Source organism: Alteromonas sp. 38, from assembly GCF_902506055.1.
GTDB classification, from domain to species: domain Bacteria; phylum Pseudomonadota; class Gammaproteobacteria; order Enterobacterales; family Alteromonadaceae; genus Alteromonas; species Alteromonas lipotrueae.
This window is the reverse complement of the sequence record NZ_LR733300.1, coordinates 4,392,625-4,417,170: the sequence shown is the minus strand read 5'-3', so window position 1 is coordinate 4,417,170 and position 24,546 is coordinate 4,392,625. Positions and strand designations below refer to the sequence as shown.

26 protein-coding genes are annotated in these 24,546 nt (G+C 43.8%); 18 read left to right on the top strand and 8 right to left on the bottom strand.

All coding sequences use genetic code 11. The features are described from left to right. Positions 1-21 precede the first annotated feature (21 nt). From FLAVO9R_RS19035 to FLAVO9R_RS19025, 3 genes are all read left to right on the top strand, one after another. Positions 22-699: a hypothetical protein gene (locus tag FLAVO9R_RS19035; protein WP_159533880.1), complete on the top strand. Its 678-nt coding sequence runs from the start codon at positions 22-24 to the stop codon at positions 697-699. A gap of 173 nt (positions 700-872) precedes the next feature. Beyond that, the gene (locus FLAVO9R_RS19030) at positions 873-1,526 is read left to right on the top strand and encodes a hypothetical protein (RefSeq protein WP_159533878.1); all 654 of its coding nucleotides are present in this window, start codon (positions 873-875) and stop codon (positions 1,524-1,526) included. A gap of 152 nt (positions 1,527-1,678) precedes the next feature. Continuing rightward, on the top strand, positions 1,679-2,683 hold the full coding sequence (locus tag FLAVO9R_RS19025) for a hypothetical protein (RefSeq protein ID WP_159533876.1): 1,005 nt from the start codon (positions 1,679-1,681) through the stop codon (positions 2,681-2,683). 29 nt (positions 2,684-2,712) lie between these two features. Here FLAVO9R_RS19025 and FLAVO9R_RS19020 read toward each other — a convergent pair whose 3' ends face one another. Then, positions 2,713-4,059, bottom strand: a complete 1,347-nt coding sequence (locus tag FLAVO9R_RS19020) for a S8 family serine peptidase (protein ID WP_159533874.1) — start codon at positions 4,057-4,059, stop codon at positions 2,713-2,715. Between the two features lie 247 nt (positions 4,060-4,306). Between FLAVO9R_RS19020 and FLAVO9R_RS19015 the strand changes: the two genes are divergently transcribed. From FLAVO9R_RS19015 to FLAVO9R_RS19005, 3 genes are read left to right on the top strand one after another with little or no spacing between them, the layout of a single operon-like run. Beyond that, positions 4,307-4,795, top strand: coding sequence for an RNA polymerase sigma factor (locus FLAVO9R_RS19015; protein WP_159533872.1), 489 nt, complete (start codon positions 4,307-4,309; stop codon positions 4,793-4,795). Next, positions 4,792-5,640, top strand: coding sequence for an anti-sigma factor (locus FLAVO9R_RS19010; protein ID WP_159533870.1), 849 nt, complete (start codon positions 4,792-4,794; stop codon positions 5,638-5,640). The genes FLAVO9R_RS19015 and FLAVO9R_RS19010 overlap by 4 nt, the downstream gene beginning before the upstream one ends. Further along, a complete protein-coding gene (locus FLAVO9R_RS19005) occupies positions 5,630-6,151 on the top strand; it encodes a CC0125/CC1285 family lipoprotein (protein ID WP_159533868.1) in 522 nt (173 codons plus the stop codon). Before FLAVO9R_RS19010 ends, FLAVO9R_RS19005 begins: the two co-directional genes overlap by 11 nt. Before the next feature lie 114 nt (positions 6,152-6,265). On the opposite strand, the gene FLAVO9R_RS19000 is transcribed toward FLAVO9R_RS19005, so the two are convergent. Further along, complete coding sequence (locus tag FLAVO9R_RS19000; RefSeq protein ID WP_126874026.1) at positions 6,266-6,457, bottom strand: CsbD family protein; 192 nt, start codon at positions 6,455-6,457, stop codon at positions 6,266-6,268. Positions 6,458-6,653: 196 nt separating this feature from the next. Further along, entirely contained in the window at positions 6,654-7,433 is a 780-nt protein-coding gene (locus FLAVO9R_RS18995; protein WP_159533866.1) for a siderophore-interacting protein, read from the bottom strand. 491 nt (positions 7,434-7,924) lie between these two features. Between FLAVO9R_RS18995 and FLAVO9R_RS20550 the strand changes: the two genes are divergently transcribed. From FLAVO9R_RS20550 to FLAVO9R_RS18970, 5 genes are all read left to right on the top strand, one after another. Continuing rightward, entirely contained in the window at positions 7,925-8,056 is a 132-nt protein-coding gene (locus tag FLAVO9R_RS20550) for a hypothetical protein (RefSeq protein WP_258544374.1), read from the top strand. 690 nt (positions 8,057-8,746) lie between these two features. Then, on the top strand, positions 8,747-11,332 hold the full coding sequence (locus FLAVO9R_RS18985) for an efflux RND transporter permease subunit (RefSeq protein ID WP_159533862.1): 2,586 nt from the start codon (positions 8,747-8,749) through the stop codon (positions 11,330-11,332). A 1-nt stretch (position 11,333) separates the two neighbouring features. Beyond that, positions 11,334-12,248: an outer membrane lipoprotein-sorting protein gene (locus tag FLAVO9R_RS18980; protein ID WP_159533860.1), complete on the top strand. Its 915-nt coding sequence runs from the start codon at positions 11,334-11,336 to the stop codon at positions 12,246-12,248. An 83-nt stretch (positions 12,249-12,331) separates the two neighbouring features. Beyond that, complete coding sequence (locus tag FLAVO9R_RS18975) at positions 12,332-13,792, top strand: hypothetical protein (protein ID WP_232370705.1); 1,461 nt, start codon at positions 12,332-12,334, stop codon at positions 13,790-13,792. 92 nt (positions 13,793-13,884) lie between these two features. After that, entirely contained in the window at positions 13,885-14,103 is a 219-nt protein-coding gene (locus FLAVO9R_RS18970; protein ID WP_159533858.1) for a YgaP family membrane protein, read from the top strand. Positions 14,104-14,173: 70 nt separating this feature from the next. Here FLAVO9R_RS18970 and FLAVO9R_RS18965 read toward each other — a convergent pair whose 3' ends face one another. Further along, positions 14,174-14,998, bottom strand: coding sequence for a 5'-nucleotidase, lipoprotein e(P4) family (locus FLAVO9R_RS18965; protein ID WP_159533856.1), 825 nt, complete (start codon positions 14,996-14,998; stop codon positions 14,174-14,176). A 171-nt stretch (positions 14,999-15,169) separates the two neighbouring features. Further along, the gene (locus FLAVO9R_RS18960) at positions 15,170-15,559 is read right to left on the bottom strand and encodes a YybH family protein (protein WP_013786455.1); all 390 of its coding nucleotides are present in this window, start codon (positions 15,557-15,559) and stop codon (positions 15,170-15,172) included. Between the two features lie 564 nt (positions 15,560-16,123). On the opposite strand from FLAVO9R_RS18960, the gene FLAVO9R_RS18955 reads away from it, so the two are divergent. From FLAVO9R_RS18955 to FLAVO9R_RS18940, 4 genes are all read left to right on the top strand, one after another. Continuing rightward, the gene (locus FLAVO9R_RS18955; RefSeq protein ID WP_159533854.1) at positions 16,124-16,480 is read left to right on the top strand and encodes a nuclear transport factor 2 family protein; all 357 of its coding nucleotides are present in this window, start codon (positions 16,124-16,126) and stop codon (positions 16,478-16,480) included. A 228-nt stretch (positions 16,481-16,708) separates the two neighbouring features. Beyond that, entirely contained in the window at positions 16,709-17,119 is a 411-nt protein-coding gene (locus FLAVO9R_RS18950; RefSeq protein ID WP_159533852.1) for an MAPEG family protein, read from the top strand. 23 nt (positions 17,120-17,142) lie between these two features. After that, on the top strand, positions 17,143-17,649 hold the full coding sequence (locus FLAVO9R_RS18945; RefSeq protein WP_159533850.1) for an AAA family ATPase: 507 nt from the start codon (positions 17,143-17,145) through the stop codon (positions 17,647-17,649). A gap of 16 nt (positions 17,650-17,665) precedes the next feature. Further along, positions 17,666-18,079, top strand: a complete 414-nt coding sequence (locus tag FLAVO9R_RS18940) for an MmcQ/YjbR family DNA-binding protein (protein ID WP_159533848.1) — start codon at positions 17,666-17,668, stop codon at positions 18,077-18,079. A gap of 9 nt (positions 18,080-18,088) precedes the next feature. On the opposite strand, the gene FLAVO9R_RS18935 is transcribed toward FLAVO9R_RS18940, so the two are convergent. Continuing rightward, positions 18,089-18,946, bottom strand: a complete 858-nt coding sequence (locus FLAVO9R_RS18935; protein WP_159533846.1) for an alpha/beta hydrolase — start codon at positions 18,944-18,946, stop codon at positions 18,089-18,091. 146 nt (positions 18,947-19,092) lie between these two features. On the opposite strand from FLAVO9R_RS18935, the gene efpL reads away from it, so the two are divergent. After that, positions 19,093-19,659 carry an elongation factor P-like protein EfpL gene (gene efpL / locus FLAVO9R_RS18930; protein ID WP_013786447.1) on the top strand — a complete coding sequence of 189 codons (567 nt, stop codon included), beginning with the start codon at positions 19,093-19,095 and terminating at the stop codon, positions 19,657-19,659. Positions 19,660-19,893: 234 nt separating this feature from the next. Further along, positions 19,894-20,994, top strand: a complete 1,101-nt coding sequence (locus FLAVO9R_RS18925; RefSeq protein ID WP_159533844.1) for a M14 family metallopeptidase — start codon at positions 19,894-19,896, stop codon at positions 20,992-20,994. 103 nt (positions 20,995-21,097) lie between these two features. On the opposite strand, the gene FLAVO9R_RS18920 is transcribed toward FLAVO9R_RS18925, so the two are convergent. After that, on the bottom strand, positions 21,098-21,544 hold the full coding sequence (locus FLAVO9R_RS18920; RefSeq protein WP_129740346.1) for a DUF3015 family protein: 447 nt from the start codon (positions 21,542-21,544) through the stop codon (positions 21,098-21,100). 22 nt (positions 21,545-21,566) lie between these two features. Then, on the bottom strand, positions 21,567-23,396 hold the full coding sequence (locus FLAVO9R_RS18915) for an Lnb N-terminal periplasmic domain-containing protein (protein ID WP_159533842.1): 1,830 nt from the start codon (positions 23,394-23,396) through the stop codon (positions 21,567-21,569). Between the two features lie 255 nt (positions 23,397-23,651). Between FLAVO9R_RS18915 and FLAVO9R_RS18910 the strand changes: the two genes are divergently transcribed. Next, positions 23,652-24,422, top strand: coding sequence for a sulfite exporter TauE/SafE family protein (locus FLAVO9R_RS18910; RefSeq protein ID WP_159533840.1), 771 nt, complete (start codon positions 23,652-23,654; stop codon positions 24,420-24,422). Positions 24,423-24,546: the final 124 nt, after the last annotated feature.

Below are 24,546 nucleotides of genomic sequence, written 5' to 3'. Positions count from 1 at the left end.
GGATATTAGGGAACATCTTCAATGACACGGTCTGACATTATACCAATGGTACTTTTCGCTGCCATCGTTGTATCGCTTGGGATAAATACGCCACAAGCGGCTAACGAAATAATAGCGAAACTCTTCGGTAAATCTATTTCAAATAGCGAACTACAACCTAGTCAAAGTGATGTCGATCGCTTCCAGTCAATTCTTAGTGACAAATCTGAAGTTGAAATCCGCAAACTGTTAGCTCAGCGTGCGTTAGGCACTAAAATTAGCGAATCTGTTATCGCTGACTTCGCCGACGAAAACAATATTGAGCCTTCAAAAAGCGAAGTTGAGTCTGCTTACGCGGTAATTAAAACCTGGACAATCGATTTAAGCCACAATGCTGAATACTCAGATGAAGAAGTTGAACGTTATCGTTTAGCCATGGCAGAGGGTATGGCCAAGAGTTGGAAAGTGTCTAAGTCACTGTATGAAGCCTTTGGTGGAGACGTTGTTTTCCAGCAAAGTAACCCGCTTACGCCTGTTGGTGCCTATAAAGAATTGTTCGAGCAATATCGTTCACAAGGCGAGTTTGTCATTTACGATCCTGTCTTCAAAGCGGCTTTTTGGGAGTCGGTAAGAATGCGTTACTCCAATGTACTTTCTCAAGAAGATATCGATTATTCATCGCCTTGGTGGGAAGCTGGACTCAATGCTTCTGGTGATTAATGTCTTTATATGACATTGTTTTATATAACGTTTATAATATATTGAGTTGAATAAAACGCCCCGCTTTAAGCGGGGTTTTTTTATTTGTGAAAAATTTTTATCGTTTGTTGGGAATAAACTCTGAGGTTCATTCGTTATTTAAGTGTCTTTGATGAAAAACAGGAAATAAACGAATGAACAAACTACATACTGCTTTAATTGTTGCACTAGGTCTTACTTCAAACGTGGCGCTGGCTCAGGCTGTAACAACGTCTGTTTCAGTGTCCAATAGCACCCAAGCTTCAACCAATGTATCTGGTGAGCAAGCAAGTGCTACTCAGTCAATGTCCTCACAAACTTCAGCTTCTGCAAACGTAGATGCACAGTCAAATAGTGTTACAGAAACTGAAACTGAAGCTGGCAGCGAAACGCAAAACGCAGACCAGGCTGATGCTACTGCCACTACTAACGACACATCAGAAACATCTGATGCGGCAAGCGGCGAAATGCTTACTCAACTTACCAGTGCCCAAAGTGCTCTTGTAGGCAGCGGTGCGGCAACGCAAACCATTGCTTCTAATGCTGCAGGCGCCTTAGATATTACCGCTTCAACAGCCACAGATAGGGTATCAGGCGCCGTTGATAGCAGTGTATCGCAGGCGGTTGATATCAATGGGATGGTGTCATCAACACTAACCCAGTCGGTTGAGACGGTAGCGCAATCGCAGGTTGAAGAAAGCGTGGCTAGCCAGGTATCTGGTCAAGTAAGTGGGCAAATCGAAAATACGGTTTCAAGCACTGTTGAAAATACGGTGACTGAAAGTATTACTGGCATTCTAAACCAGTAACAGTCGCGCGGATTAACGTGTTCGACGAACCGTGATCAGCCGCCACCTCTCGTTATTCCTATAACCTTGCAGGTTATAAAAAATAGGAGGGGTGGCGCTATCCTCAGCCACGCTTTTAACCACATCGTTATTCGATTTAGTAGGAAACCTGCATGAGTCATAAAACCCCCACACCAATATTGAGCGTATTGAGCTTGTCTATTGCATTAAGCTTAATTGGCAAAATTGCCATGGCGAGTCAGTCAGAAAACAGTACAGAAACTGACGAGCACAAGGTGGTAAATGTGACTGGAGAAGCCTATATCGGTGCTCATCACGACTCAAATGTGAACGTTAGTGAACTTGATACGAATACCGACACATCCGACTCAGCAATTAAAGGGAATGCGAAGCTTAAGCTAGCGTTAATGCCTACCGATAAATGGCAATTCACTGCGTCTGCACAGCATAGTGAAACGCGCTACAACGCACTGTCAGATTTTGACCTAGCTATCACTACCTTGTCGGGCGAGGCGAGTTACCAATTGTCTTGGACTAAAGTTGGCGTTCATCACTATTACGCAAATGCTGACCTTGATAACAATGCTTTTCTCACTTACCAACAAAGCGGTGTTTCATTGGCCAACAGTGCGTTTACGCAAGGTTACTGGCGATTAAGTGTCGACACCATCGATAAGTCGTTTGAATCGGTGCCAGAGCGCGACGCCGATGCGCTATCTAGCCGCATTGACGGTTTCTGGTTTTTTGAAAACCAAAGCTTTATTCAAATGGGTGTGAAATATCAAAATGAAGAAGCCCTGAACCAAGCGTTCGACTATACCAGCTATGGTATTGACGCCAGTTATACCTACCCCGCCAACTTGTGGGGTAATGCGCTCGACATAAAGCTCGGTTATGAAATGGAGAATAGGCATTATGGTCAAGGTAGCCAGCGCAGTGAGCCAACCTCTTCAGGAGCGCCTTTTAGTGGGTTTGAACAACAAGCAGGCGGTAGAAGGGAGGACGATAGGCATGTCTTTAAAGCGAGCATAGAATATGCTGCTATGGAGAACTTGGATTTTATCGTAAGCACGCAATACAAAGACTATGCATCAACCCTAGTGTCGGCGGACTATCAAGAAACCATTGCTGAAATTGGTGTTAGATTTCATTTTTAATAGCACAATAGCATTCACTGTTGATTTCACTAATGGAGAATACCTACGCCAAACACCGGATCCCGTCCCGGTGCTCCAGCATCTATAGCTTGGTCGCGCAATGTGGCTAACGCTTGGGCTGGATTTGAACTAGCACGAAATAGGCAGGCATAGCGGGCTGAAACGAGAGGGGTTGCCATCGATGTGCCTGTCTCACGGCTAGTCGTACCATCTGGATGTGCGACTTCCACTGAAACACCGCTGGCAGCAAAATCAACATAATTACCTTGGTTTGCCCATCGATAGATAACGTGCTTACTGTCTACCGCAGTTACCGCAATAGTCGATGGATATGCTGCGGGAAACATGGGTGGTGAGGCGGGTCCTTCGTTCCCAACTGCGGCCAAAATTTGTACCCCTTGCTCACTTATTTTTTGTACAACTTTTGACAGCACTGGGTTTTCTGGTCCTGCTAAACTCATATTAATAGCATCAACTTGCTTGGCGACTAAATAGTTGAGACCATCAATTAATGATAATAAAGTCGCGCCCTGACTAATACTGTTTCGCGTATAAAAGACGCTAGCGTTATAAAGGTGGCTCCCTGCAAGCATGTTATCTGCTAATAAGCCGGCTACTGACGTACCGTGTGCTTGAGTAGTCGGTAACGCTTGTGGAAGAAAAGATTGCTGTTCAATGACAAGGTGTTTCAATAACTCGTGGTTTTGCGCAATGCTGGTATCTATCATTCCTATACGAACAGGCGCTTGGCAAACTTTCGGTTTATCAGTGGGCGTTGTGTTAGCGAGCACGTGTTGGCTGTTATTCTGGCTATCTGGGTTGCCCTTGCTTTGCGCTAAATAAATGTGATTTCGGCCTACCTGAGCTTTTAGAGATTCCGGTAAATTGTTTCTTATTTGAGACAGTTCATCAAGGCTAGTACTTACCTTTAAACGGTAAATCCATTGGCCTATAGCGGTTAAATAGTGAGACGATTCAATGGTGATGTCGGGGTGAGAAAAGTGAGTTCTGTCAGCCTCGCTACCCACAAACAACCACTCTCTTTCCACCGCTAAAAATCCATCAGGGGCTTTTATTTCTTTTAGTACAAGACTGCCTGCAGGCGAAGTGAGGCTAAGGGGAGATGGTACAGTAAATTGTGGGGTAGGTATGTTAGCTAAGGGGCCAAATGTGCTTTCAACGCCTTGTTCTACCTGAGCTTCAAGCACATCTCGCACGGTGCCTACATCGACCGGTACACTATCAATAATAGGTGTAACGGGTTCGATTATTTGACGGCCAATAGTTAGCTGAGCATTGGCATTCGAGCTGGTCACGCTGCCCACTGAAAGTATAAAGCTGCCTACTACGAGCTGACAAAGCGATCTGCACTTCATAATTTTACCTCATTTGCTTTATGGCTGAACCTAAACTGGCATCACACGGCCTAGTGTGCTTTTTACTCACCACGAGTGGTTCACTCAATCCATAAATAAAGCTGGCATAAAACGTGCCCTTATTAATGGATAACCCTTTTCTAGTACTTAGTTAACGTTTGTTGGTGTAAAAAATTCCCTTTTCATGGGAATAAATCACGGCATCAAACGTTAACTAGGTATAAAGCATGATTTCATAGGAAGTTGTATGAAAGAAGAAGTGACTGAACTCGTTCCATCATTGAGAAAATTTGCGTTTTCACTTACCGGAAATATACACGATGCTGATGATTTACTGCAAAATACGATTGAGAAGCTACTGACTAAACCTTTGCCACAAGATGCGACACTGATGGCATGGGCGTTTCGTGTTTGTCGCAACATATGGATTGATGAATATCGTGCGCAAAAAGTGAGGGCAAATGCGGCGGTTAGCCCTGAATTACAGGTGCAGGATGAGGCGCACTTGGATGAAGCGCTTTCAGGTGGCATTACGCTAAAGCAAGTGAGTAAAGCCATGGGGGAATTACCCCCAGAGCAACGAGAGACCTTGTCACTTATTGCTATACAAGGAATGAGCTACGCAGATGCTTCAGAGGTACTTGAGGTGCCTGCTGGGACTATTATGAGCAGACTTGCTAGGGCAAGAAGCAAACTCAGTAATATGCTAAACCCACAACAAGAGGTGGTGTTATGACAATATCTGACGAAATGCTTTGTGCATTTTTAGACGCAGAACTTAGCGATGACGACATGGAACATGTCAGAACTGCTATTGCCAGTGATCTTGCACTGTCAGACCGCTTAGCGTCTTTAGCGCAGGTAGACATGATGGTGAAAGCAGCGGCTGATGCTGCAACGCAAAAACCTTTACCTAATAGCGTAGTGGCATTACTTGCAGATGATGCGACCTCAGAAGCCTATCTTAAGCAAGCGGATTTCGACTCAGACCATGTAAGTGCAAGCCAGGCAAGTGAGAGCATGCCAAGCAATGTTACTTCGTTTAATCGCAAAGCCCAAGACGCTAAACGTAGTGGGAAGTGGAAAGTCCCTTTATCGTTAGCGGCTGGAGTGGCGTTAGTGGCAGGGCTAACCTTGATGCAATCAGAGTATACAGACCCCCTTGACCCTGCTGGCACTTCGTCAACGAATAACCATTGGGCGAATGTATCTACAGCCCTCGATAATAATTTAACGGGTGAGGTGATGGTAACCGATGCGGGCATGGAGATAGTGCCACAACTGTCGTTTATGAATAAACAATCACAGTTGTGCAGACAAGCGCAAATACAAGGTGAAGATGAACTGAATATCATGATTGCGTGTAAAAATGAACAAGGCATTTGGCAACTTCACGCGAGTAAGCTGATGACAGCGGGTCGCAACAAAAGTGAGTATCAAACGGCAAGTGCCAATAAAGTACTTGATGAAGAGATAGATTTGTTAATGGTATCGACGCCATTAAACAGAGAACAAGAGCAGCAAGCTATTAATCATGGATGGCAGTCTAAGACTGCCGAAGGAGTCGTTTATGAAAACTAAATTTATAGCGTTTCTAGCAGTAATGCTAATGGCGGGGTGCGCGAGTCAACCCGATTATCGACAGGCATCTAATGGTGGTTTTGGGTATACCGAAAGTAAATTAAGTGAAACCCAATACCGCGTTCACTTCAAAGGTAGAGGGTCTGATAAGAGTAAGGCTATGGACTATGCCATGTACCGTTCAGCGGAGCTGACCTTACTGAAAGGGTATGATTGGTTTGTAGTAACCGATCGGGAAACCATGGTAGATAAAGAGCGCGTACAAGCATCGCCTCAGGTTGGCTTTAGCCAACGCTATGCACGTGTCACTGAATGTGGTGTCATTACGTGTAGAACGTCTTATCACCCTACAACCCAGTTTGAATCTGGCATCTTCGTAGGCGGCTCGCAAAAGAGCGAAATTGAAAGTATCTTGAATATTGAGATGGGAAAAGGTACACGGCCCACGTCGGCCACCAGTTTTGATGCGAGAGAGATAAGCAACAACTTAAAACCAGATACAGAAACCTGAGGCAAATTCCTGACCCGGAATTTTACCTCTACTGGTTACGTTGTTTTATATATAAAAAAAGCCCCAAATGGGGCTTTTTTTGTACTTCGAGCCATTAAGGCTTAGGTGAAGTGCCTAGTTGAAATGGTTATCCACTTCTTTTTCGGCCTCTTCCCGGCTTTTGCCGTATGCTTGCTGAATTTTACCTACTAATTCTTCACGACGACCATCTATTACGTCTAGGTCATCATCGGTAAGTTTACCCCATTGCTGTTGTACCTTACCTTTCATTTCTTTCCAGTTGCCTTCGATACGATCATTGTTCATATGTTGCTCCTTTAAAAAGAATAACCGAGTGGTTATTGTGAACTGCACTAAATAAGTAGCAATCCCCATTCCAAAGATTAACATCATGAAAAATATAGATTTTTACTGGTTTAGAAGAGGGGGCTATTGCCAGCGCTCTGCATTATTTACAGGGCGCTGAAAGTCATACAGGGTTTTATGTTTCAGCGCGCCCTAGTTAGGCAAGTTGTTGTGCAAAGGCTTCAACATCTTGGCGCTTGTCTATCTTATGCTGGTCTTCACTGCGCCCTTCACGCCAATAGCTGCTAATGTACACTTGGCTGTGGGGCACCTCTTTTTCGTCCTTAAGCCACGAACGAATTTTTCTCATTTGAGAAAATTCACAGGCAACCCATACAGCAGGGGTTCCTTGTTGCCAGTCAATACGCTGCAAGGCGTCAGACAATGTTGCTTCTTTTTTAGATATCCACTGAATCGATACGCCTTCAGGCTTTTCTAACGTGGTAGCATCGGTTTCATGTTCAATAGCTATAACTGCAATGCCTTTAGTATGGCTAGGAAGTGCTTGTAAATAGTTTCTAATACTGGGCAGCGCTGTCATGTCGCCTGCGAAAAGTACCCAGTCATAATTCTCTGCTAACGCTTTACTGCTACCAGGGCCTGCAATAGTTAGCTTGTCACCTTCTTTTGCGCTTAGCGCCCATGCGGCGGCGGGGCCAGTTACTCCATCTTTTGCATGGACTACCATATCAATGGACATTTGTGCTTTTTGTCTATCGAAGCTGTTTATCGTGTAGGTACGCATAGCAACGGGTTTATCTTTGGCAGGCTGAACGACAGGGTCACCATTTAAATCAAAAAGTAACTTAACGTAAGCACCAGGGCGAGTGTCTGGAAAGTCTTCTAATGTAGCGCCGCCAAGGACAATACGTTGCATGTTTGGTGTTATACGGAAAGACTCGATAACTTCAACAACACGAGGTGCGGGTTTAGACATGATTTTCTCCAAATACGACAGTGGATATAGCTTATTTGATAATGGTTCTCATTTCCATTTCTAAGATTGGGATGAAATCTAGCTAATAATTCTGGTTTTTAGAAAAGTAATTTTGAAGCAGGAAGTGGCATTTTATTACAGGCAAAAAGAAAGGGGCTAAAGAGCCCCTTAAGAAAAACACAACATAACTTGGAAAACACATTTACACTTCACAAAGCCAACACACTAAATGACTTCATGTATTAGTAAGAGCGGTGAAATAAAGAAAAGTTCAGCAAAATACAAAAATAAATAAAAAGTTTTTAAAACAGTGATTTTTAGGGCTTCTTTGACCTTAGATATAGTTGTTTAAAAAGAAAAAGTAAGTGCATAAAGTCACAAGCAAAAAAATGCCCGCCAAAGGCGGGCTAAAATCAGAGGTATATAAAAGGCCGGGAAGGGCCTTAGAGGGGAGAGGCACGCTGTCGAGTGACAGCACACTAATAATATCTATGATATTATTAGTGTTCCTCGATATGGCCATTGCTGAAGGCATAATGCCGGGTCAACAGAGCCAAATAGGTTACAATCCTTTGTTGCACATGGACATCAATGTCTGTGCCAGTGATGTGGGTATCCAGTAGCAATCGCGATAATAGCGTTTACTACTCTGCATCCTGCAGGCCTTTACGACTTAATCCAAGTCACCATCACATTCAACTGGCGCAAAAACAGATAATCGGTCATTCACGTCAACAAGTCCTTAAAGCAAATCAACCCACTCCGTGGTGATTGCTTTGTCGACATCAATGTCAACCTTGCTCGTCATCAAGACGCATCCTTTTTCAACATCCGTGTTGGCGTTAAACGTATTTAACTTTCCGATAAACAACAGAGCGACGTTAACCTTGCTATCAATCCTTGCATCCTTGGCCGACGAAGTTCCTTTTACGTCCAATGTTGTCAGCCTGCGCAGATAAAGTCTGTAATGTCATGGTTACCTTCGTGGTAACGGTATGCCTTCCTAGCATCATGCTCTACACCTGTTGTTATCCGTTAGTCTAATTAATGCTAAACTTGTGCCAAAACTAAAGGTCGTTCAAGTTTATTTGTAAATTGTTGATGTGTATCTATTTTGTTCTATATTTTAAACGTTTGGGGTTTTATAGGCGTATGTTTATAAAACGAGGTGGGAAATTTTTTCCTACTGCTGTGTCGTTTTTTACCGACATGTACATACACAATGTCAATCACGGTTACCTTGCTTGAAAATGTGCTTGTTTACTGCACAATTTACAAATATAATAAAAATCTAATATATTAAGGTTTTTGATATGAAATTAGCAATTGATATGCTTTTGCATGTAAGCACGCACAAAGGGCGATGGGTGTATTTTTTTCTCGCCGTGATAACGGCATTTGCCGCTTTTCAAATGCGGTTAATTCAGATTGATACCGATCCTGAAAACATGCTGGCGGAATCTCATCGTGCTCGTACCTTTCATAATGAGGTAAAGCAAACCTTCGCCATGCACGATGCGATAGTGGTTGGCTTGGTGGTAGCGGACAATCTTGCAAAAAGCGACGAGTCCAAAAACGGCATATACACGCCAGAAACCTTGGCGGCCATCCACCAGGTGACTAACCATGTACTTGCCATAGAGGGTGTTATTAGCCAAGACGTCATGGCATTTTCAACGGTAGACAACATTAAGCAAGGTAGTGACGGGAGTCTTGAGTTTTCATGGTTAATGGCCAGCCCACCTGAAACCGCAAGCGCAAGTGCTGAACTACAAAAATCTATCGAAAGGCTGCCGTTACTGTACGACACACTGGCTGCGTCTTCAGGTAACGCTGCTGCTATTTATATCCCTATTGCCGACAAGAATGAAAGTTATCGCATTGCCCAAGATATTCGCGCTTATTTAACGAATGTTCACACGGCAGGCCAATGGCACATCACAGGTTTACCTGTTGCTGAAGATCAGTTTGGGGTAGAAATGTTTGTGCAAATGGCCATTGCTGCACCTGCGGCTGGTGCCATGATTTTTATTCTTCTGTTCTTCTTTTTCAGAAATTGGTCGCTTATTACTGCGCCCATGATAGTGGCGATGGCTACAGTTATCATTACCATGGGTGCTCTCATTGGCATGGGATTCACTGTGCACATCATGTCATCCATGATTGCCATTTTTCTCATGCCAATCGCGGTAGTCGACTCAGTACACATATTGTCTGAATTTTCCGACCGTTATAAGCCAGGTGAAAATGCAGGTAAGGTGATCACTCACGTGGTTGAGCACCTGTTTAAGCCCATGCTGTTTACCTCACTCACTTCATCAGCAGGCTTTTTCTCTTTAATGCTAACCCCGATACCGCCCGTGCAGATCTTTGGTGCTTATATTGGCTTTGGCATTTTATTGGCATTTTTAATTACCCTTACGTTTATTCCCGCTTATATATCCCGTATGTCACCTGCGGCATTAAACAAACTTCAAGTCGCGCTGCATCAAAATGAAGAAGCTGACAATAGTGAAGGCAATTCCACGTTACTAAAACGTATCGTTAATAAACTACGTTATATTGCGCTGAATCACAGAGCGCTGATTATCGCAGTATTTGGTGCAATTACTCTTGTATCAGCGTGGGGGATTACCCAAATTAATATTAACGACAACCCCGTACGTTGGTTCAAAAAAGACCATGAAATAAGGGTGGCAGACAGGGCCTTAAATACAGAGTTTGCGGGCACGTATAATGCCTATTTGGTGATTACAGATACCAATGAAAACATTGATGCAAGTAAGGTGTTAAATGAGGCAAAACTACCTTCAAGTTTAGATGAATGGGTTGAGCAAACTCAGGTGTCGATAAACCAGAGCGACGATGCTAACAAAATGTCGGAGCTTGCCATGCGCATTGATGATGCGTTGTTTAGCAATCTCAACGATAATGAACAAACGGCGTTAGACAGCTTATTGCAAGTCGTCGATGCCGCGAATGGGAATGCCAATACCTTCCAACAGCCCGCAGTACTTGAGCATATTGAAAGGTTACAAGCGTACTTGGCTACTCAGCCTTTAGTTGGTAAATCACAGTCTTTGGTTGATGTAGTTAAAGTGGTGAATCGTGAGCTTCGCTCTGGTAACGAGGAAGATTATGTATTGCCTGCTAACAACCGAGGCGTGGCACAAACACTAATGCAATATCAGTCTTCCCATCGTCCGCAAGACCTGTGGCACTTTGTCACGCCGGATTATCGCCAAACCCTGATTTGGCTGCAGCTAACCAGCGGTGATAACCAAGATATGACGAATGTGATTTCGCTTGTTGAAGATTATTTTGCGAATAACCCACTACCGGAAGGGCTGAACTACGACTGGGCGGGTAAAGCCTATTTAAATGTGGTGTGGCAAGAAAACATGGTAACAGGCATGTTGGAAAGTTTGCTTAGCGCTTTTGTCATTGTATTTGTGATGATGGTACTGCTATTTCGTTCTTTTGTTTTTGGCGTACTCGCCATGCTCCCCCTTACCATCACTATTACGTTTATTTATGGACTTATTGGCATTGTGGGAAAAGACTACGACATGCCTATTGCTGTACTTTCGGCGCTTACCTTGGGACTATCTGTCGATTTCGCTATTCACTTCCTTGCTCGGGCGCGGGAAATCTATAAGGAGACGGGCAGTGTGCCAGACACCTTAGACGCTATGTTTGATGAGCCTGCCAGTGCAATAACGCGCAATGCGTTGGTGATAGCACTGGGCTTCACCCCTTTACTGCTAGCGCCGTTAGTGCCTTACATAACGGTGGGTGTTTTCTTGGCGAGTATCATGGCGGTATCAGCCTTGGTTACGTTGTTGGTCTTACCCGCGGCCATGGTATTTCTAAAACGTTGGGTTTTTAAAGGGGCTTAATATGCGTAATTCAATGCTTCACATCACAAATGTTAATCGCGATTTCCTTGTTATGGCACGCGCTAATACTCACATCAACACAAAGACCTCCAACTCGAGTGTTCGTGTTTGGTTAACAAGTATGTTGCTACTTTGCTTTTCTTTTGCCGCGGTGACTCCCGTTACCGCGAATGCGCAAGAAGACGTGGCGAGTATTATTGCGAAGTCAGAAAAGGCCGCCTATTACGCAGGCAATGACGGTAAATCAATGGCGCGAATGATCATTGTAGATAGTCAAGGGCGCAAACAAATGCGTCAGTTCACGATTTTGCGTAAAGACGTGCTAAACAATGAAGGTACTGAAAGCGGCGACCAAAAAATGCTGGTGTTTTTCAGCCGCCCAACCGAAGTAAAAGGCACGGTGTTTAGAGTTGAAAAGCACACCAACATTGATACCGATGATGATCGTTGGTTGTATTTGCCGGCCCTTGATTTAGTAAAGCGCATTGCCGCTGGCGATAAACGCACCTCGTTTGTCGGTTCACACTTTTTTTATGAAGATGTGTCGGGCCGTGCAGTGTCAGAAGACAACTTCACTATGCAAAATACCACCGATACCCACTATGTGTTACGCGCAACGCCTAAAAGCGCCGGTAGCGTAGAGTTCTCACATTATGTCGTAGAGATAGACAAGCAAACCTACTTGCCCACGCTAATCAACTTTTTCAAAGAGGATGACAATTATCGCCGAGTTGAAGCGGTATCAGTAGACACAGTTCAAGGGTACCCAACGGTAGTGCGAAGCAAGGTGTCTGATTTAGCATCAGGGGGTTATACCTTAATGGAATTTCGCGGTATTCAGTATGATATCGCCTTGCCGGACAGCATATTCAGTGAACGGAGCTTGCGGGTTCCTCCACGAGAGTTTGTGGAGTAATCGTGATGCGGGGAGCACAGCTTTTTTCAGGGAAATGTTTTGATAGCGCACCTTTTGAGACCGAGCCACTGGGAATCGCGCTATTGGGAAAGAAATCACGTGGAGCGGCGCTACTTGCACTAGCGCTGCTGGGAATAAGTGTTTCACTACCGGTGTATTCACAAGAACTGCAGAATGAAATTGCACAAGATGTACCCGCTAAAACTGAACAAATCGACAACCCTGAGCCTGCTAGTGACGATAGTTTGGAAAATGAAGGCTGGGAGGATGACAGCTGGGGCAACGAAGGTTGGAGTGACGATAATTGGGATAGCGAAGACTGGGGCGAGAAGGATATTAACGCTACCGCTTACACCTTAAGCGGATTTGTCGAGCTCGCGGCAGGAAACCGAGTGGCTAATGATGCCGCCATTGATGCTAGCAGCACCTTGCGAGATGCAAGAGTGCAATTGCGTGCTGACTATGCGCTAGCAGCATCAAAACTTAGTTTTCGGGGCGATGCGTGGTACGACGGCGTTAAACATCAACGAGAATTTCAGATACGTGAGCTAGCATGGCAAGGCAATCTTGCTGCCTTGGGCCAATGGGGCAATGCTTTTGATCTAAAAATCGGACAGCAGGTGCTTACCTGGGGAACTGGTGATTATGTTTTTCTAAACGATCTTTTCCCAAAAGATTATCAGTCATTTTTTTCTGGCCGTGATGATGAGTATTTAAAAGCGCCCAGTGCTTCTATTAAGCTATCGGGGTATTGGGAGGCCATAAATATAGATGTTGTGGTGACACCTGAATTTGAACCTGATATCGGTATTACAGGAGAAGTATTTTCCTTTTTTAGCCCCCAAGCCAATGAAAATATCGCGCCAGCTTATACCGTAAGTAATGACAATACGCCAAGTGGTAGTGAAGTGGCGTTGCGGGCGCATCGTACATTTAGCAGCTCGTTTGGGAGTATTGAGGCTGCGCTTTACGGATATCGAGGCTATACCAAGCAACCTACGGCCACAGATGAATTGGGTGCGCCGCGTTATAGCCGCTTAAATGCCATTGGCGCCAGCGTAGTTATGCCGTTGGGTAAAGGGATTGCAAATGCAGAGTATGCGTATTACCGGAGTGTAGATGATAGCGAAGGAACTGATCCATCTGTGAGTAACTCCCAGAGCCGGTATTTACTTGGTTATAGCCAAGAAGTGATGGCTAATGTAACGGGCGCTGTGCAGTGGTATACCGAAGCCACTCAACATCATGATGCTTTATTGGTTCACTCACTCTACCCAGAATATGAGCAAGAAGCGTATCGGCATTGGGTTACAGGTCGTATTACATGGCAGGCATGGCGACAAACCCTCACCATCAATAGCTTTCTATTTTATTCGCCTACGGATAATGATGGTTACTTGAAAGCTAGCGCCAGCTATTCCCCTACCGATAAGTGGCAGGTTCGAGGCGGTGTTAATTTATTTAGTGGCGAAGAATCGCATACGTTCTTTGCTCAATTCGAAGACGCCAGTAACGTCTATTTTGCATTTAGGTTTTTTTATTAGTTTGCGCAGCAAACAAATGTAGTCGCGATTTTTGTACGAATTAGCGGTGTACCATTAATTAACTGGGTGCGATTATTTAAGAGGAAATGATAATGTCTCAAGAAAAAGCATTAACCGCTTTTGCGGGTTTCATGGTGTTGTTATCGGTAGTGTTAACGGTGTGGGTTCATCCAAACTTTGTATGGTTTACGGTATTTGTTGGCGCCAACCTATTTCAGCAGAGTTTTACTGGCTTTTGCCCCGCCACCCTTTTTTTTAAAAAGGTATTGGGGCTAAAAAGCGAAAGAGAGCTGGCTCAACAGCAAAACTAGTTTAACGATAAGCTAATTTCAGTACTAGTTAGGGCACCAGTTAGGCTTAAGCGTTTAAGGCTAACTACGCTTACCAAGAACCATACATAGGGTTAGGTAAAATAAACAAGCTAGTACCGACTTCAGGCAGTATCGCTGGCAGATAAGCGTCTTCCTGCGTTACTCCTTGAAAATCTTCAATATTATCGCCAATTTGCATAATTATATTATGCGGTTTGTTCCAACTATCACTTGCTGCTTCATTAGTAAGTGAGCAAGCTGGCGAGCCTTGTTTTACAGCATTACGGCGACGATCTTTATCGTTTTCAATATATTTATGATCAACGGCCTCTTTATCGGCAGGTAATCTGCCCATAATACAGGTATTGCTTGGTGTAAGCGGCAAGCCCATAGCAAGCAAGTTATTCCATGTGTGGGCGTCTAAGGTTTTATCGCGATTAGTAATAAGGGCAATTTTCCCGCCTCTTTCAATCACCGTTGCTAGAAACTTGTCTACACCAGGAACCAACGTAGCTTCTTCTCGTTTAATCCATGCATTCCAGCTTTCGCTTGAATAACCCATGCCTTTCGACTCACGCTCTTCTTGATAAAGGCTGTTATCAAGCACAGTTTCATCTACATCTAATACAATCACCGATGGGGTTTGTTGATTATCAAAAGACGCGGGCAATGCAGCGGTAGCTTGTTTGTAAACATAGGCACTAAGGAGTGGATATTCTTTGCTCTGGCGTTGGTATTTCACTGAGTTTGATAGTGAAAACGAAGCTTCTGGTGCGACGGCCGCGGTGTCAGCCTGTTGTGTGGTAACACATGCCGATAGCGCACTTAGCGCTAAACAAGACACGGCAATAGGTCGCAGTGCGGTCTTAAAAGAAATCGAAGCAGTGGTAAACATGTTTATAGTCCTTGCTTAGCGTTAACAGTCTGTATTCGCCAATGAAAATTTTGATGCGTTACTTTGACACAAAACGTTCCGGCTTCAAAATAAAGGTAACTTGCCCGAGCTTCACTTTGTCGTATTACTGATAAAACTAACTAGCGCCGGGCCTAATGCTTCTGCAAAGTCTCAGGCAAAGTCGAGTAAATCGGTGCCAAAGAAGTTATCGATAATGCATCGCCATTCACCGCTGTCGTTTCGCTGCATCACATACACCGCTCGTTTGCCGTCGCAAGGTAATGTGTGGGGAGCGGCTTTTGGCACTAGGTAAAGCTTAGCGATTACTAAGGCTACATCACCCGCCTCAATTACAATTTCATCGCCGGTGGTAACGATATGCTCCGGCATGTATTTGCGTTGGAAAGTTTGTAGTGCGCTAACACAATCGTGCTGGGCTGTGCCTTTCAGCGGCGTAGATACCACCTTGGCATTATCGCCATAGCAGGCGCTAACCGAAGCAGGGTCGTTTTCGTTTACCGCGTTGTGCAAACGGGCTAATAACTGAGTGATGTTGTTCATGGCTGTCGTCTCGTTTGTTTTTACCGCGAAGACAGACTTAAGAAAAACCCGCCTTGGCGGCGGGTTTTAGTGATGTTTTACGTACGCACTAACTTTCCCGCCAATTATTAAGAATAATAGCGAGGAGGATAATTGAGTTTAACGCCAAACCTTGGCGCGGTGCTGAAAACAGCAATGTGCGTAATGTCATAACCGCAGTATTTAATTTGCCGAATAAAAAGTCAACGACTTTGTATTGTTTCAATAGTCAGTGAGGGCGAAGCGCATGCCTCATGACACGCCGTAAACCCATCCATGGGGGCTCCGCTGCCGCATCCTTGCGGTAGAGGGTCATGAGGCTCGCTCTCAACCCTCACTCTGAAACATAGCGGGCTACTTCGCCACAGCATCCCTGCTGTGGAGGGTTCCGATTGCCCTAGTACACCATCTATACTGAGTTCGTACGGTAGTGCTCGGTATACCCATCCATGGGCGTTGTTGATTTATTGGAATGTTGAATAGTTTGTGAACACTAACAAGATGTCGAATACTCAAATTATATGTTTACAGTAAAAGGGAAATATTATGACACCTAGTGAATTAGTCAAACGATGGGTAGCGGCGTTTAACGAGGGCGATGCAGATAAAATGGCGAGCTTCTATGCCGAAAATGCCATTAACCATCAGGTGGCCAACCTTCCGGTGGAAGGAAAAAAAGCCATACATGCTATGTTTTCAAATGAATTCGCTAATGCTGAAATGGTATGTATTGTTGAGAACATTTTTGAAGATGGTGATTGGGCCATTCTAGAGTGGAAAGACCCTATTGGTATTCGGGGATGTGGCTTTTTTAACGTTAAAAACAACCTTATCGTTTTTCAACGTGGTTATTGGGACAAGTTAAGCTTTTTGAGGGCTCATGATTTACCTATTCCCGATTAGCGGCCTATGATTGAGTAAATCGGTACTAATAAACTCGTCAGATGCCGAGAAAGGTGTTTTTTAAAGGGTATTTCCATCGAAAATATAGTTAAATATCTACATTCACTTGGCGAGGAGGGCTGGGAAATTATCGACTTAGATTTTCAGATGGACCCAACTATACCCGGTGGTCCTACGCACTTTCATGGCGTGGCGAAAAGGCCCAAAAAATAACGAGAGTATTAGCGAATGGATAGCCTATTAGTACCAATGTTTGCCCATGTTTTACTGTGCACCTTTCTTTATATACTTTTAACTTTCGTGAGAGCGCCAAAGGTGTGGGGAATAGGTCGCAACCACGATGGCACCAACCCATTCGATACTATTCAACCTAAAATTAGCGCTAATTTAAGTAACCAATTCGAGTGGCCGTTATTTTTTCATATTATTTGCGTTGTATTAATAGTTAAAGGGCTTGAATTCACCTCGCTTTATGTTGCTTTTGCTTGGGTGTTTATCGCTGGGCGGATAGTACATAGCGCGGTACAAATATTAACGTCAAACGTACAATTGCGAGGCTTGGTCTTTACGCTAAATTTTCTGGCTGTTTTAGCAATGTGGGGCTTGTTCGTTGCTGAAACCGTGGTTGCACAAAGCTAGTTCAAAGTACAATAAGGCTTCTTATGACAAAAATCGTGGTTTTTGGAAACTCAGGTTCAGGAAAGTCTACCTTAGCTAAGAATTTGGTAAAGGTGCGCCACATCGCACATTTAGATTTGGACGCGGTGGCCTGGGCGCCCTCAAATGCGTCCTCTAGCCCACCTAGTCGTTTGCTTATCAGCGAATCAAAGGTGCTTATTGAAACTTTCTTATCTAAAAATACATCGTGGGTTATTGAGGGTTGCTATTCCGATTTGCTCGCTGAAGTCTTGCCTTATGCCGATGAGCTTATCTTCTTAAATCTACCCATTAACCTTTGTGTAGAGAATGCTAAGGCACGCCCATGGGAACCTCATAAGTATGCGTCTAAGCAAGCACAAGATGCTAATTTAAGTATGTTGTTAGACTGGATAAAGGACTATGAAAATAGAACAGATACCTTTTCCAAGCAAAGTCATCAAGCCTTGTACGATAGCTTTGAGGGAACCAAAACCATGTACACCTCAAACAGCCACAGTGAAAGACAATGAAAGATAGTGAAGCACAGTGACCTACGACGAGTTTAATCAGTTTTGTGGTGGGTTGAAGGCTACAACTTATGTAATGCAATGGAATAACTCCCATGTATGGAAGGTGGGCGGTAAAGTATTTGCCATAGGCGGTTTAGGCAAAAACGGTGAACGCGCTTTTATTTTCAAAACCTCAGATCTCAATTACCACTTTTTGAGTGAAAAACCCGGCTATCGCCCCGCGCCTTATTTTGCGTCTCGGGGTATGAAATGGATCCAGCAATTTGGCGGCGATGAAACTCAAATTAAAATAAACATTGAACAAAATGTAGAAGATCTCAACGAAGAGCTTAGCTACTACTTACACGAGTCATACAAGTTAGTGTCGCTAGGACTTACCAAGAAAAAACAAAAGGAACTAGGGTTAAATCAGGGAGGGGCTCAAAAGTAGTGCTTCACTTCATTCGGATTGAGTTTTGAGAAGCGCTTTAAACCCGGAATACCAACTAGGTAGTGCAACTGTGCCATGAGACTCATCGTCAAAGTAACGTTTCCGCAGTGTTAGTTCGTCGGACTGATTGGCATTCAATTTATCGAAAAACTGATATCCCCACGCTAAGTTTGTTTCGCCAATCTCGCCAAATGCGGTGTTGTTGGCAAAGGTAAAGTACACGTTACCTGCTGGTATTTTCTGCTGCGCTAAATTGCTAGCAAGTGTGCGATTTAAGTAGTTGTTATCCCACAAGTAAGTAGCATCAATAATTAGGTAATGAGTGAAAACACCTGACTTATTTAGCAGTGCGTATGCAGCAAATAGCCCCCCGAAAGATTCTCCTACCAGTACTCGCTTATCAGAGGTTCTAAATTGGCTGTCTATTTGCGGAATTAATTCGCTTTCAAAGAAGTGTAAATAGTTGGCGGCGTTGCCAATGCCTTCGAACTTTTCCAGTAAACGGCCATTCAATTCCCAGTCAACATCGGTAGGCGTTAGATCTCGCTCCCGTATGGCGTTAGTACTATTGGGTATCGCTACAACAATAGCTTGTTGAACTTGTCGCTCCAACGTTGGTGTACTTAAACCTTCGAGCATGCCGGCAATTGCTCTGGTGCGATGAATATCCCCATCAAGCACATACACCACGGGAAACCTATGTTGCTTGTTCTCATAATATGAAGGTGGAAGGTATACATGATAAAGTCTATCTTCATTCATGACAGTAGAGGTCACTGAGTATGAATGTGTAAACGAATTAGTCTCTTCAGCGTTAATAGAAAAAGCTATTGCAAGAAGTAACACAAGTGATATTGCTTTTAGCATGGTGAAGTCCTTTTGTATTCACGCATAGATTAATTCATTTGGTGGCGGCTTATAGCTTTGACTATAACACTCAATTACCGGAAGATAGGGCGATAATTTAACATGGCCAGCCAATTGTTAAAGGCCATTAATAACAGGGTAAGACCATGCCAAAGGCAAGTGAAATTAAAAAGAATCACACCATCGTTTATGGTGGTAAAACGTGTATTGTGAGAGATATCGAACGTTCAGTACCTCAGGGCCGTGCGGGCGGCAGTATTTATCGCATGCGTATGTACGACGTGGTTAGCGGCGCTAAGTTTGATGAAACCTTCAAAGATTCAGACATGCTAGAAATGGCTGATTTAGTGCGTCGCCCTGTGATGTTCTCTTACATTGATGGCGACGAGTATGTATTCCTCGATAACGAAGATTACACGCCATACCACCTAAACAAAGAAAGCATTGCTGACGAAGCCTTGTTTATTAACGAAAAGACCGAGTCTATTCAGGTGTTAATTGTAAGCGACGTGCCAGTGGCGTTAGATTTGCCAATGAGTGTAGAACTCGAGGTAACTGAAACCGACCCTTCGATTAAAGGTGCATCAGCAACCTCGCGGACTAAGCCTGCTACTTTATCGACGGGCTTGGTGGTTCAAGTGCCTGAGTACATCAGTACGGGCGAGTGGATAAAGGTAAATACCGAAGAGCGTAAATTCCAAAGTCGCGCGTAAGTTCACGAATTTTAGTTGCGCCTTAAAGAATACCAAGGCGCAACTATGTCATGTTTTGTTTCCTGCAAGCCTTAGCGTTTAAAAGCAAATACATTACCCAATGTTAGTTTCAAGCTCACATTCCTTATTAAATTAATCGTTTAAGCTGGCATTGGGCAGTGTATAATCACTGGCTAAGGTGATGTTATAGCATTACAAAAACAATCTATTTTATATCGAAAACTAGGTAAAAATATGAAGTTTAAAACGTATTCTTGGGTCAGTATCCTCTCTATTTGTTTTTTATTAGTTGGGTTTGGGGCAAGTGCAAAAGACATAGAAGTTGCAGGCACTTTAGTGGCCGAAGGTAGCCGAGAAAACATTAGTATTCCTGTGGGAACGGGTGGGGGGAACAGCACTGAACCAGAAACCTTTATCCCAGTAACCGTTATCAATGGGGGTAAGTCAGGACCTGTACTTGCTACCATCGCTGGCGTTCATGGCTATGAATATAATTCAATATTGGCCACTGAAAAATGGCTTGCGAATATCGATCCTAGTACGATAGCCGGTACTATCATTGCGGTGCGAGTAGCGCATATACCTGCTTTTGAAGAGAAAAGTATTTACGTAAACCCTTATGATAGAAAGAACCTAAACAGAAGCTTTCCGGGCAAGGTTGAAGGCACGCAGACAGAGCAAATAGCGTGGAATCTATCGAACCACGTTATTGCAAAAGCCGACTTTATTATCGACCTTCATAGTGGTGATGGAGCTGAGTGGCTTGCCGGTTTTGTGGGTGTCTATGGTGGGCCGCTTTCCAGTAATTACGCACAAGCCATGTTAGTGGCAGAAGGGTTTCAATTCCCAAATATCGTAACCTACAAAATGAAAACACAAAAACAAGTTGATACTCGTCGTTCGCTCAATCGCCAAGCGGTAGCCCATGGTGCACCTACCATTTTGGTTGAAATTGGTGAGAACGGCTCAAAAAAAGAAGAGCACATAAATGCGATGGTAACAGGGCTTGAAGAGGCCACTCGTATTTTGGGTATTACTTCGCCTTCTAGTATTAATACCAGCAAAGCTGACTTAGCTTCACAGGGGGCACCTGACCGTCGATATTTTGAAGGTACTTTTTCTGTACCGGTTAACTTTTCGGGTTTATGGTTTCCTGAAATTACTACAGGCCAATTTTTGAAAAAAGGTGATATGTTAGGGGTAGTAAAAGACTATTTTGGCAATACGGTTGAAACTGTTATTGCGCCAGAAAGCGGCTTTGCGCTTTACGGATTATCGGGGCCTTCAGTAAAACAAGGGCAAAGCATTATGACTATTGCCAAGCAAGTAAAATAGGAAGATTTGGCTCAATAATTAGCTTAAAAATTTTGTTTTAATCTTAATATAGCAAGATGAGGCAGTGGCATTCCCGCTTGCGGTAATGTCACTGCCCACAATACTAGATGTTTGCTACAACTGCGTTGTAGAAAGCTTCTGGGCTAGTTGCTTCGTTTGCTGCAACTGATAATGCCATTTCAGCACGAACAGCCGTAACAACATCAGCGCGAGCCGCTTCGTTTACTTCTAAAATATCAAGCATTGCCGTTAGGTGTGCGCCTGAACCTTGGCTAGCTTCTTCAATAACGTTGTTAAAGTTATTTTGAATGAATACAGCAGCAGTAGCCATTTTACCTTCACAAGAATCAGCAGATGATACTTTTGAAGAAACCGCAGTTGTCCCTAAATCCCAAATAATGTTTGAAATTGCAGCAGCTGTGCCGTTATCATCAAAAATAACAGCGCCAATACCACAGTGCTTCCACGGGTTGATGTTGTCATCAGCTGATACGTTCCCAGCAAAAGCGGTAGTCGTAAGAAGAGCGGCAAGTGTTAGTTTTTTAAACATGTTTATATTCCTCTGATTGTTATTAGTAATAATGTGAAATGAGCAAGCCGAAGTCAGTACCATGCTTGTTATCAATATTTGCTCTCACGTCCCAGCGCTGATTAATTGCATATCGCGCGGTAACAGAGAGGTAATGTTGATCCTTCGATGGCTGGTTAACAAACCATTGTTGTCCTACTGCCAATGACATTGCTATTTCTGGCGCAACATGCGCTACGCCACCCACTTCTGAACCCACAGCGATAAAGCCGCCATTCAGATTAGAGCTGGTAATAGAAGTACTAAGCGCCGCGTAACCTACAAGGTTGTGACGAAACGCCCAAGACTTCCCAATAAAACTGTCGATATAACCTGCGCCGCAGTGGGTGCAGTTATTAGCTTGTTCTTTGTAGCCAAAGGCCAGTTTCCAGGCCCAATTGCTATCAAGTGGTAATCCTGATTCAGATGCATTTAAGTTAATAATTCGCACCGGCGTAAATTCTTTTACTGCTAGTCCTTCACCCTCTAGGTAGCGAAGACGAAGATTAAAGGTAGTGAGTTCAGAGTAGGGAATTCGCCCCGCATTTAGCGTGAGTAGGTCGTAATAATTAGCCCGAAAGTTCAACTCCCCCGCTAAGTCGCCTGCTGGTGTGTTATACAAACCAAGGCCAATACGTGTGGTATCTTGTGCCTCATGAGGAGGGCGTCTATCTACGCTTTTCCAGTTTGGTTTACCTGGCGCCATCGCAAACCGCCTTATCATGGCCTGCCGCTTTTGTGCTTGTTGTGTAACGGTGAGGTCGTCTTCTTTTTGTTCAATAAACGCAAAATAGTCGTATAGGGTATCAATAACTCGTATCGCCGATGCGTCATCTAAAGCAGCAAGTTGCTGTTGCGTGTCTTTAGGCGCACTTTCTAGAATTTGCAGTAAGGTTTGCTGTTCTTTGCTGGTTAATTGTTGCCAGCGGTCATAAAGTGTTTGCTGACGTGAGCCATGGTAGATAACGCCATTAAACATGGTACGGCTAGTTTGATGGCGCTGCATCATTACCACTAAATCAAATGGCATCACCCACACCTTATTGGGGGCAATCAGAGATTCATCGAAAACTAAGCTGAGTAACTTTGCTAATTGGTAGGCACAGTTTTGCTCAAAGAAATAATAGGTCATTGTGGCATTTTCTAGCTCCCATAAATGGGCAAGTAGAAATTGAATATCGTCTTGGGATAGGGCAAGTTTATATTCCCACATATCGCGAAGCTCGGTTTCGCTATAAGTTAAATGATGATGGTGGTATTGCTGGTTAGAGAACTTACCTTGATAGCCGCCCAATATGCCTTTAGTGATGTAAACCAACTTGTTTTCGTTATCGGGCACCTTGGCCCCATAAGAGAAGGTGTTATCGAGTAAGCCGTCTTCTGATTCACCATTAAACTTCAAAAATACATGGCCAAACATCGACGCGGGGTTACCTAAGTAGCCTGAAGCAAAAATAAGGCTGGCGCTGTGGGTAGAAAAAGCATCTAAATATTCTTCATACTGTGGGCATGCCACGTCAGGGAAGCTAAGTGTGGGTAACTGTTTTTCTATAAAACGTTTACGTGCGGGAAATTGACACTGGCTTTTGGGGTTTTGCGAAAAGGCGTGAATAGTCGCTTCAAGTTCTGAAAGTGGATTTTCAAAGCCATTTTCTGCTAAATAGAAGTTACTGCCATTGTGGTTTAGCGTTACTGCGGTTTGCTCAGCATGTAATAGCTGCTTCCACACCTTGTGTGATGCTAGGTTATTTATATGTTGAGACGCATCGTTAGCGTAAACTAGCGTTACGGTACAAAAAAATACAATACAACAGCGGCTGAAAAAGGAATACAACGCAACTTCCTAGACTAAATCCATTTAAATTCGCGACAACGACGTAAAATAAACCGTTTCGTTGCGCAATGAAGATTGCAGAATATGCCTTCGCTGCGGGGTATATACAAGTTCCAATTACAGATAATTTGTTACTAATTGCTACTAGGTGCCTTAAATTTCGCTTCAAAAAGGTGAGGTGAAAACCATTTTCTTTCACCTCGTTTGTGCTTAAGGGAAACTAAAAATCAATAAATTAAAAAAGGAGGGCTGTAATTGGATCTCGTTACTTATTGGCTAACCGCTGATGGCGCTATCTCGATAACTACCGCCGCAGTGCTAATAGCAACCTCTACGATGACGTCCTTGATAACCGCCACCTTTGGTATTGGCGGTGGCGTGTTGCTTATTGCGGTAATGGCGGGAAGCTTGCCAGTATCTGCACTTATCCCTGTGCATGGGTTGGTACAGTTAGGTTCAAACGGCAACCGAGCACTAATGACCTTTCGTTATGTTGATTGGTCTATGGTGAAGTTCTTTTCGTTTGGGGCGTTGTTGGGGGCGGTGCTGGCTACGTTTATAGTCGTGCAATTGCCTTTAGTGGTTATTCAATTTGCTGTAGCGGGTTTTATCTTATTTTTGGTGTGGGGCAGCAAACCGAAAGCGCAGGAAATGCAACCCGCAGGGCGAAGTCTAGCGGGGCTGGTCACCACGTTAATTTCTATGTTTGTCGGGGCTACGGGGCCGTTAGTAGCCGCTTTTGTGCATCGAAATAACTACAATAAAATGCAGATAACCGCCACCATGGCCTCGTGCCTTACCTTTCAGCATGGGTTAAAAGCGTTCGTTTTTACCTTTGTTGGATTTTCTTTTTTTCAATGGTTAGGGTTAATTTTTGCCATGATTATAAGTGGCGCAGTGGGGACTTACGTGGGGCTAAAAGTACTCAAGAAAATTCCAGCCGACAAATTTCTCGTGTTATTTAAAGTTATTGTCACCTTATTAGCTTTTCGCTTAATTGTTCAAGCAACAGCTGACTTAGTGTAGGTCAGCCTGTTCGCTATTGTTTGTCTATGAATTACTCAACGTAAGCGTGATAGGCGAATATCTTCGCCTATCACTTTACATTTTTTATCGTAATTTACATGTTAGCTCGCTTTGGGAACGGGCC

What these genes read in the sequence shown, in the direction of transcription:
- FLAVO9R_RS19035 (WP_159533880.1), top strand. Translation starts at nt 22, where the DNA reads ATGACACGGTCTGACATTATACCAATGGTACTTTTCGCTGCCATCGTT.
- FLAVO9R_RS18985 (WP_159533862.1), top strand. Translation starts at nt 8,747, where the DNA reads ATGAAATTAGCAATTGATATGCTTTTGCATGTAAGCACGCACAAAGGG.
- FLAVO9R_RS18965 (WP_159533856.1), bottom strand. Translation starts at nt 14,998, where the DNA reads ATGTTTACCACTGCTTCGATTTCTTTTAAGACCGCACTGCGACCTATT.
- FLAVO9R_RS18970 (WP_159533858.1), top strand. Translation starts at nt 13,885, where the DNA reads ATGTCTCAAGAAAAAGCATTAACCGCTTTTGCGGGTTTCATGGTGTTG.
- FLAVO9R_RS19010 (WP_159533870.1), top strand. Translation starts at nt 4,792, where the DNA reads ATGACAATATCTGACGAAATGCTTTGTGCATTTTTAGACGCAGAACTT.
- FLAVO9R_RS19000 (WP_126874026.1), bottom strand. Translation starts at nt 6,457, where the DNA reads ATGAACAATGATCGTATCGAAGGCAACTGGAAAGAAATGAAAGGTAAG.
- FLAVO9R_RS18945 (WP_159533850.1), top strand. Translation starts at nt 17,143, where the DNA reads ATGACAAAAATCGTGGTTTTTGGAAACTCAGGTTCAGGAAAGTCTACC.
- FLAVO9R_RS19005 (WP_159533868.1), top strand. Translation starts at nt 5,630, where the DNA reads ATGAAAACTAAATTTATAGCGTTTCTAGCAGTAATGCTAATGGCGGGG.
- FLAVO9R_RS18950 (WP_159533852.1), top strand. Translation starts at nt 16,709, where the DNA reads ATGGATAGCCTATTAGTACCAATGTTTGCCCATGTTTTACTGTGCACC.
- FLAVO9R_RS18920 (WP_129740346.1), bottom strand. Translation starts at nt 21,544, where the DNA reads ATGTTTAAAAAACTAACACTTGCCGCTCTTCTTACGACTACCGCTTTT.
- FLAVO9R_RS18995 (WP_159533866.1), bottom strand. Translation starts at nt 7,433, where the DNA reads ATGTCTAAACCCGCACCTCGTGTTGTTGAAGTTATCGAGTCTTTCCGT.
- FLAVO9R_RS18960 (WP_013786455.1), bottom strand. Translation starts at nt 15,559, where the DNA reads ATGAACAACATCACTCAGTTATTAGCCCGTTTGCACAACGCGGTAAAC.
- FLAVO9R_RS19030 (WP_159533878.1), top strand. Translation starts at nt 873, where the DNA reads ATGAACAAACTACATACTGCTTTAATTGTTGCACTAGGTCTTACTTCA.
- FLAVO9R_RS19025 (WP_159533876.1), top strand. Translation starts at nt 1,679, where the DNA reads ATGAGTCATAAAACCCCCACACCAATATTGAGCGTATTGAGCTTGTCT.
- FLAVO9R_RS19015 (WP_159533872.1), top strand. Translation starts at nt 4,307, where the DNA reads ATGAAAGAAGAAGTGACTGAACTCGTTCCATCATTGAGAAAATTTGCG.
- efpL (WP_013786447.1), top strand. Translation starts at nt 19,093, where the DNA reads ATGCCAAAGGCAAGTGAAATTAAAAAGAATCACACCATCGTTTATGGT.
- FLAVO9R_RS18925 (WP_159533844.1), top strand. Translation starts at nt 19,894, where the DNA reads ATGAAGTTTAAAACGTATTCTTGGGTCAGTATCCTCTCTATTTGTTTT.
- FLAVO9R_RS19020 (WP_159533874.1), bottom strand. Translation starts at nt 4,059, where the DNA reads ATGAAGTGCAGATCGCTTTGTCAGCTCGTAGTAGGCAGCTTTATACTT.
- FLAVO9R_RS18935 (WP_159533846.1), bottom strand. Translation starts at nt 18,946, where the DNA reads ATGCTAAAAGCAATATCACTTGTGTTACTTCTTGCAATAGCTTTTTCT.
- FLAVO9R_RS18980 (WP_159533860.1), top strand. Translation starts at nt 11,334, where the DNA reads ATGCGTAATTCAATGCTTCACATCACAAATGTTAATCGCGATTTCCTT.
- FLAVO9R_RS20550 (WP_258544374.1), top strand. Translation starts at nt 7,925, where the DNA reads ATGATATTATTAGTGTTCCTCGATATGGCCATTGCTGAAGGCATAATG.
- FLAVO9R_RS18955 (WP_159533854.1), top strand. Translation starts at nt 16,124, where the DNA reads ATGACACCTAGTGAATTAGTCAAACGATGGGTAGCGGCGTTTAACGAG.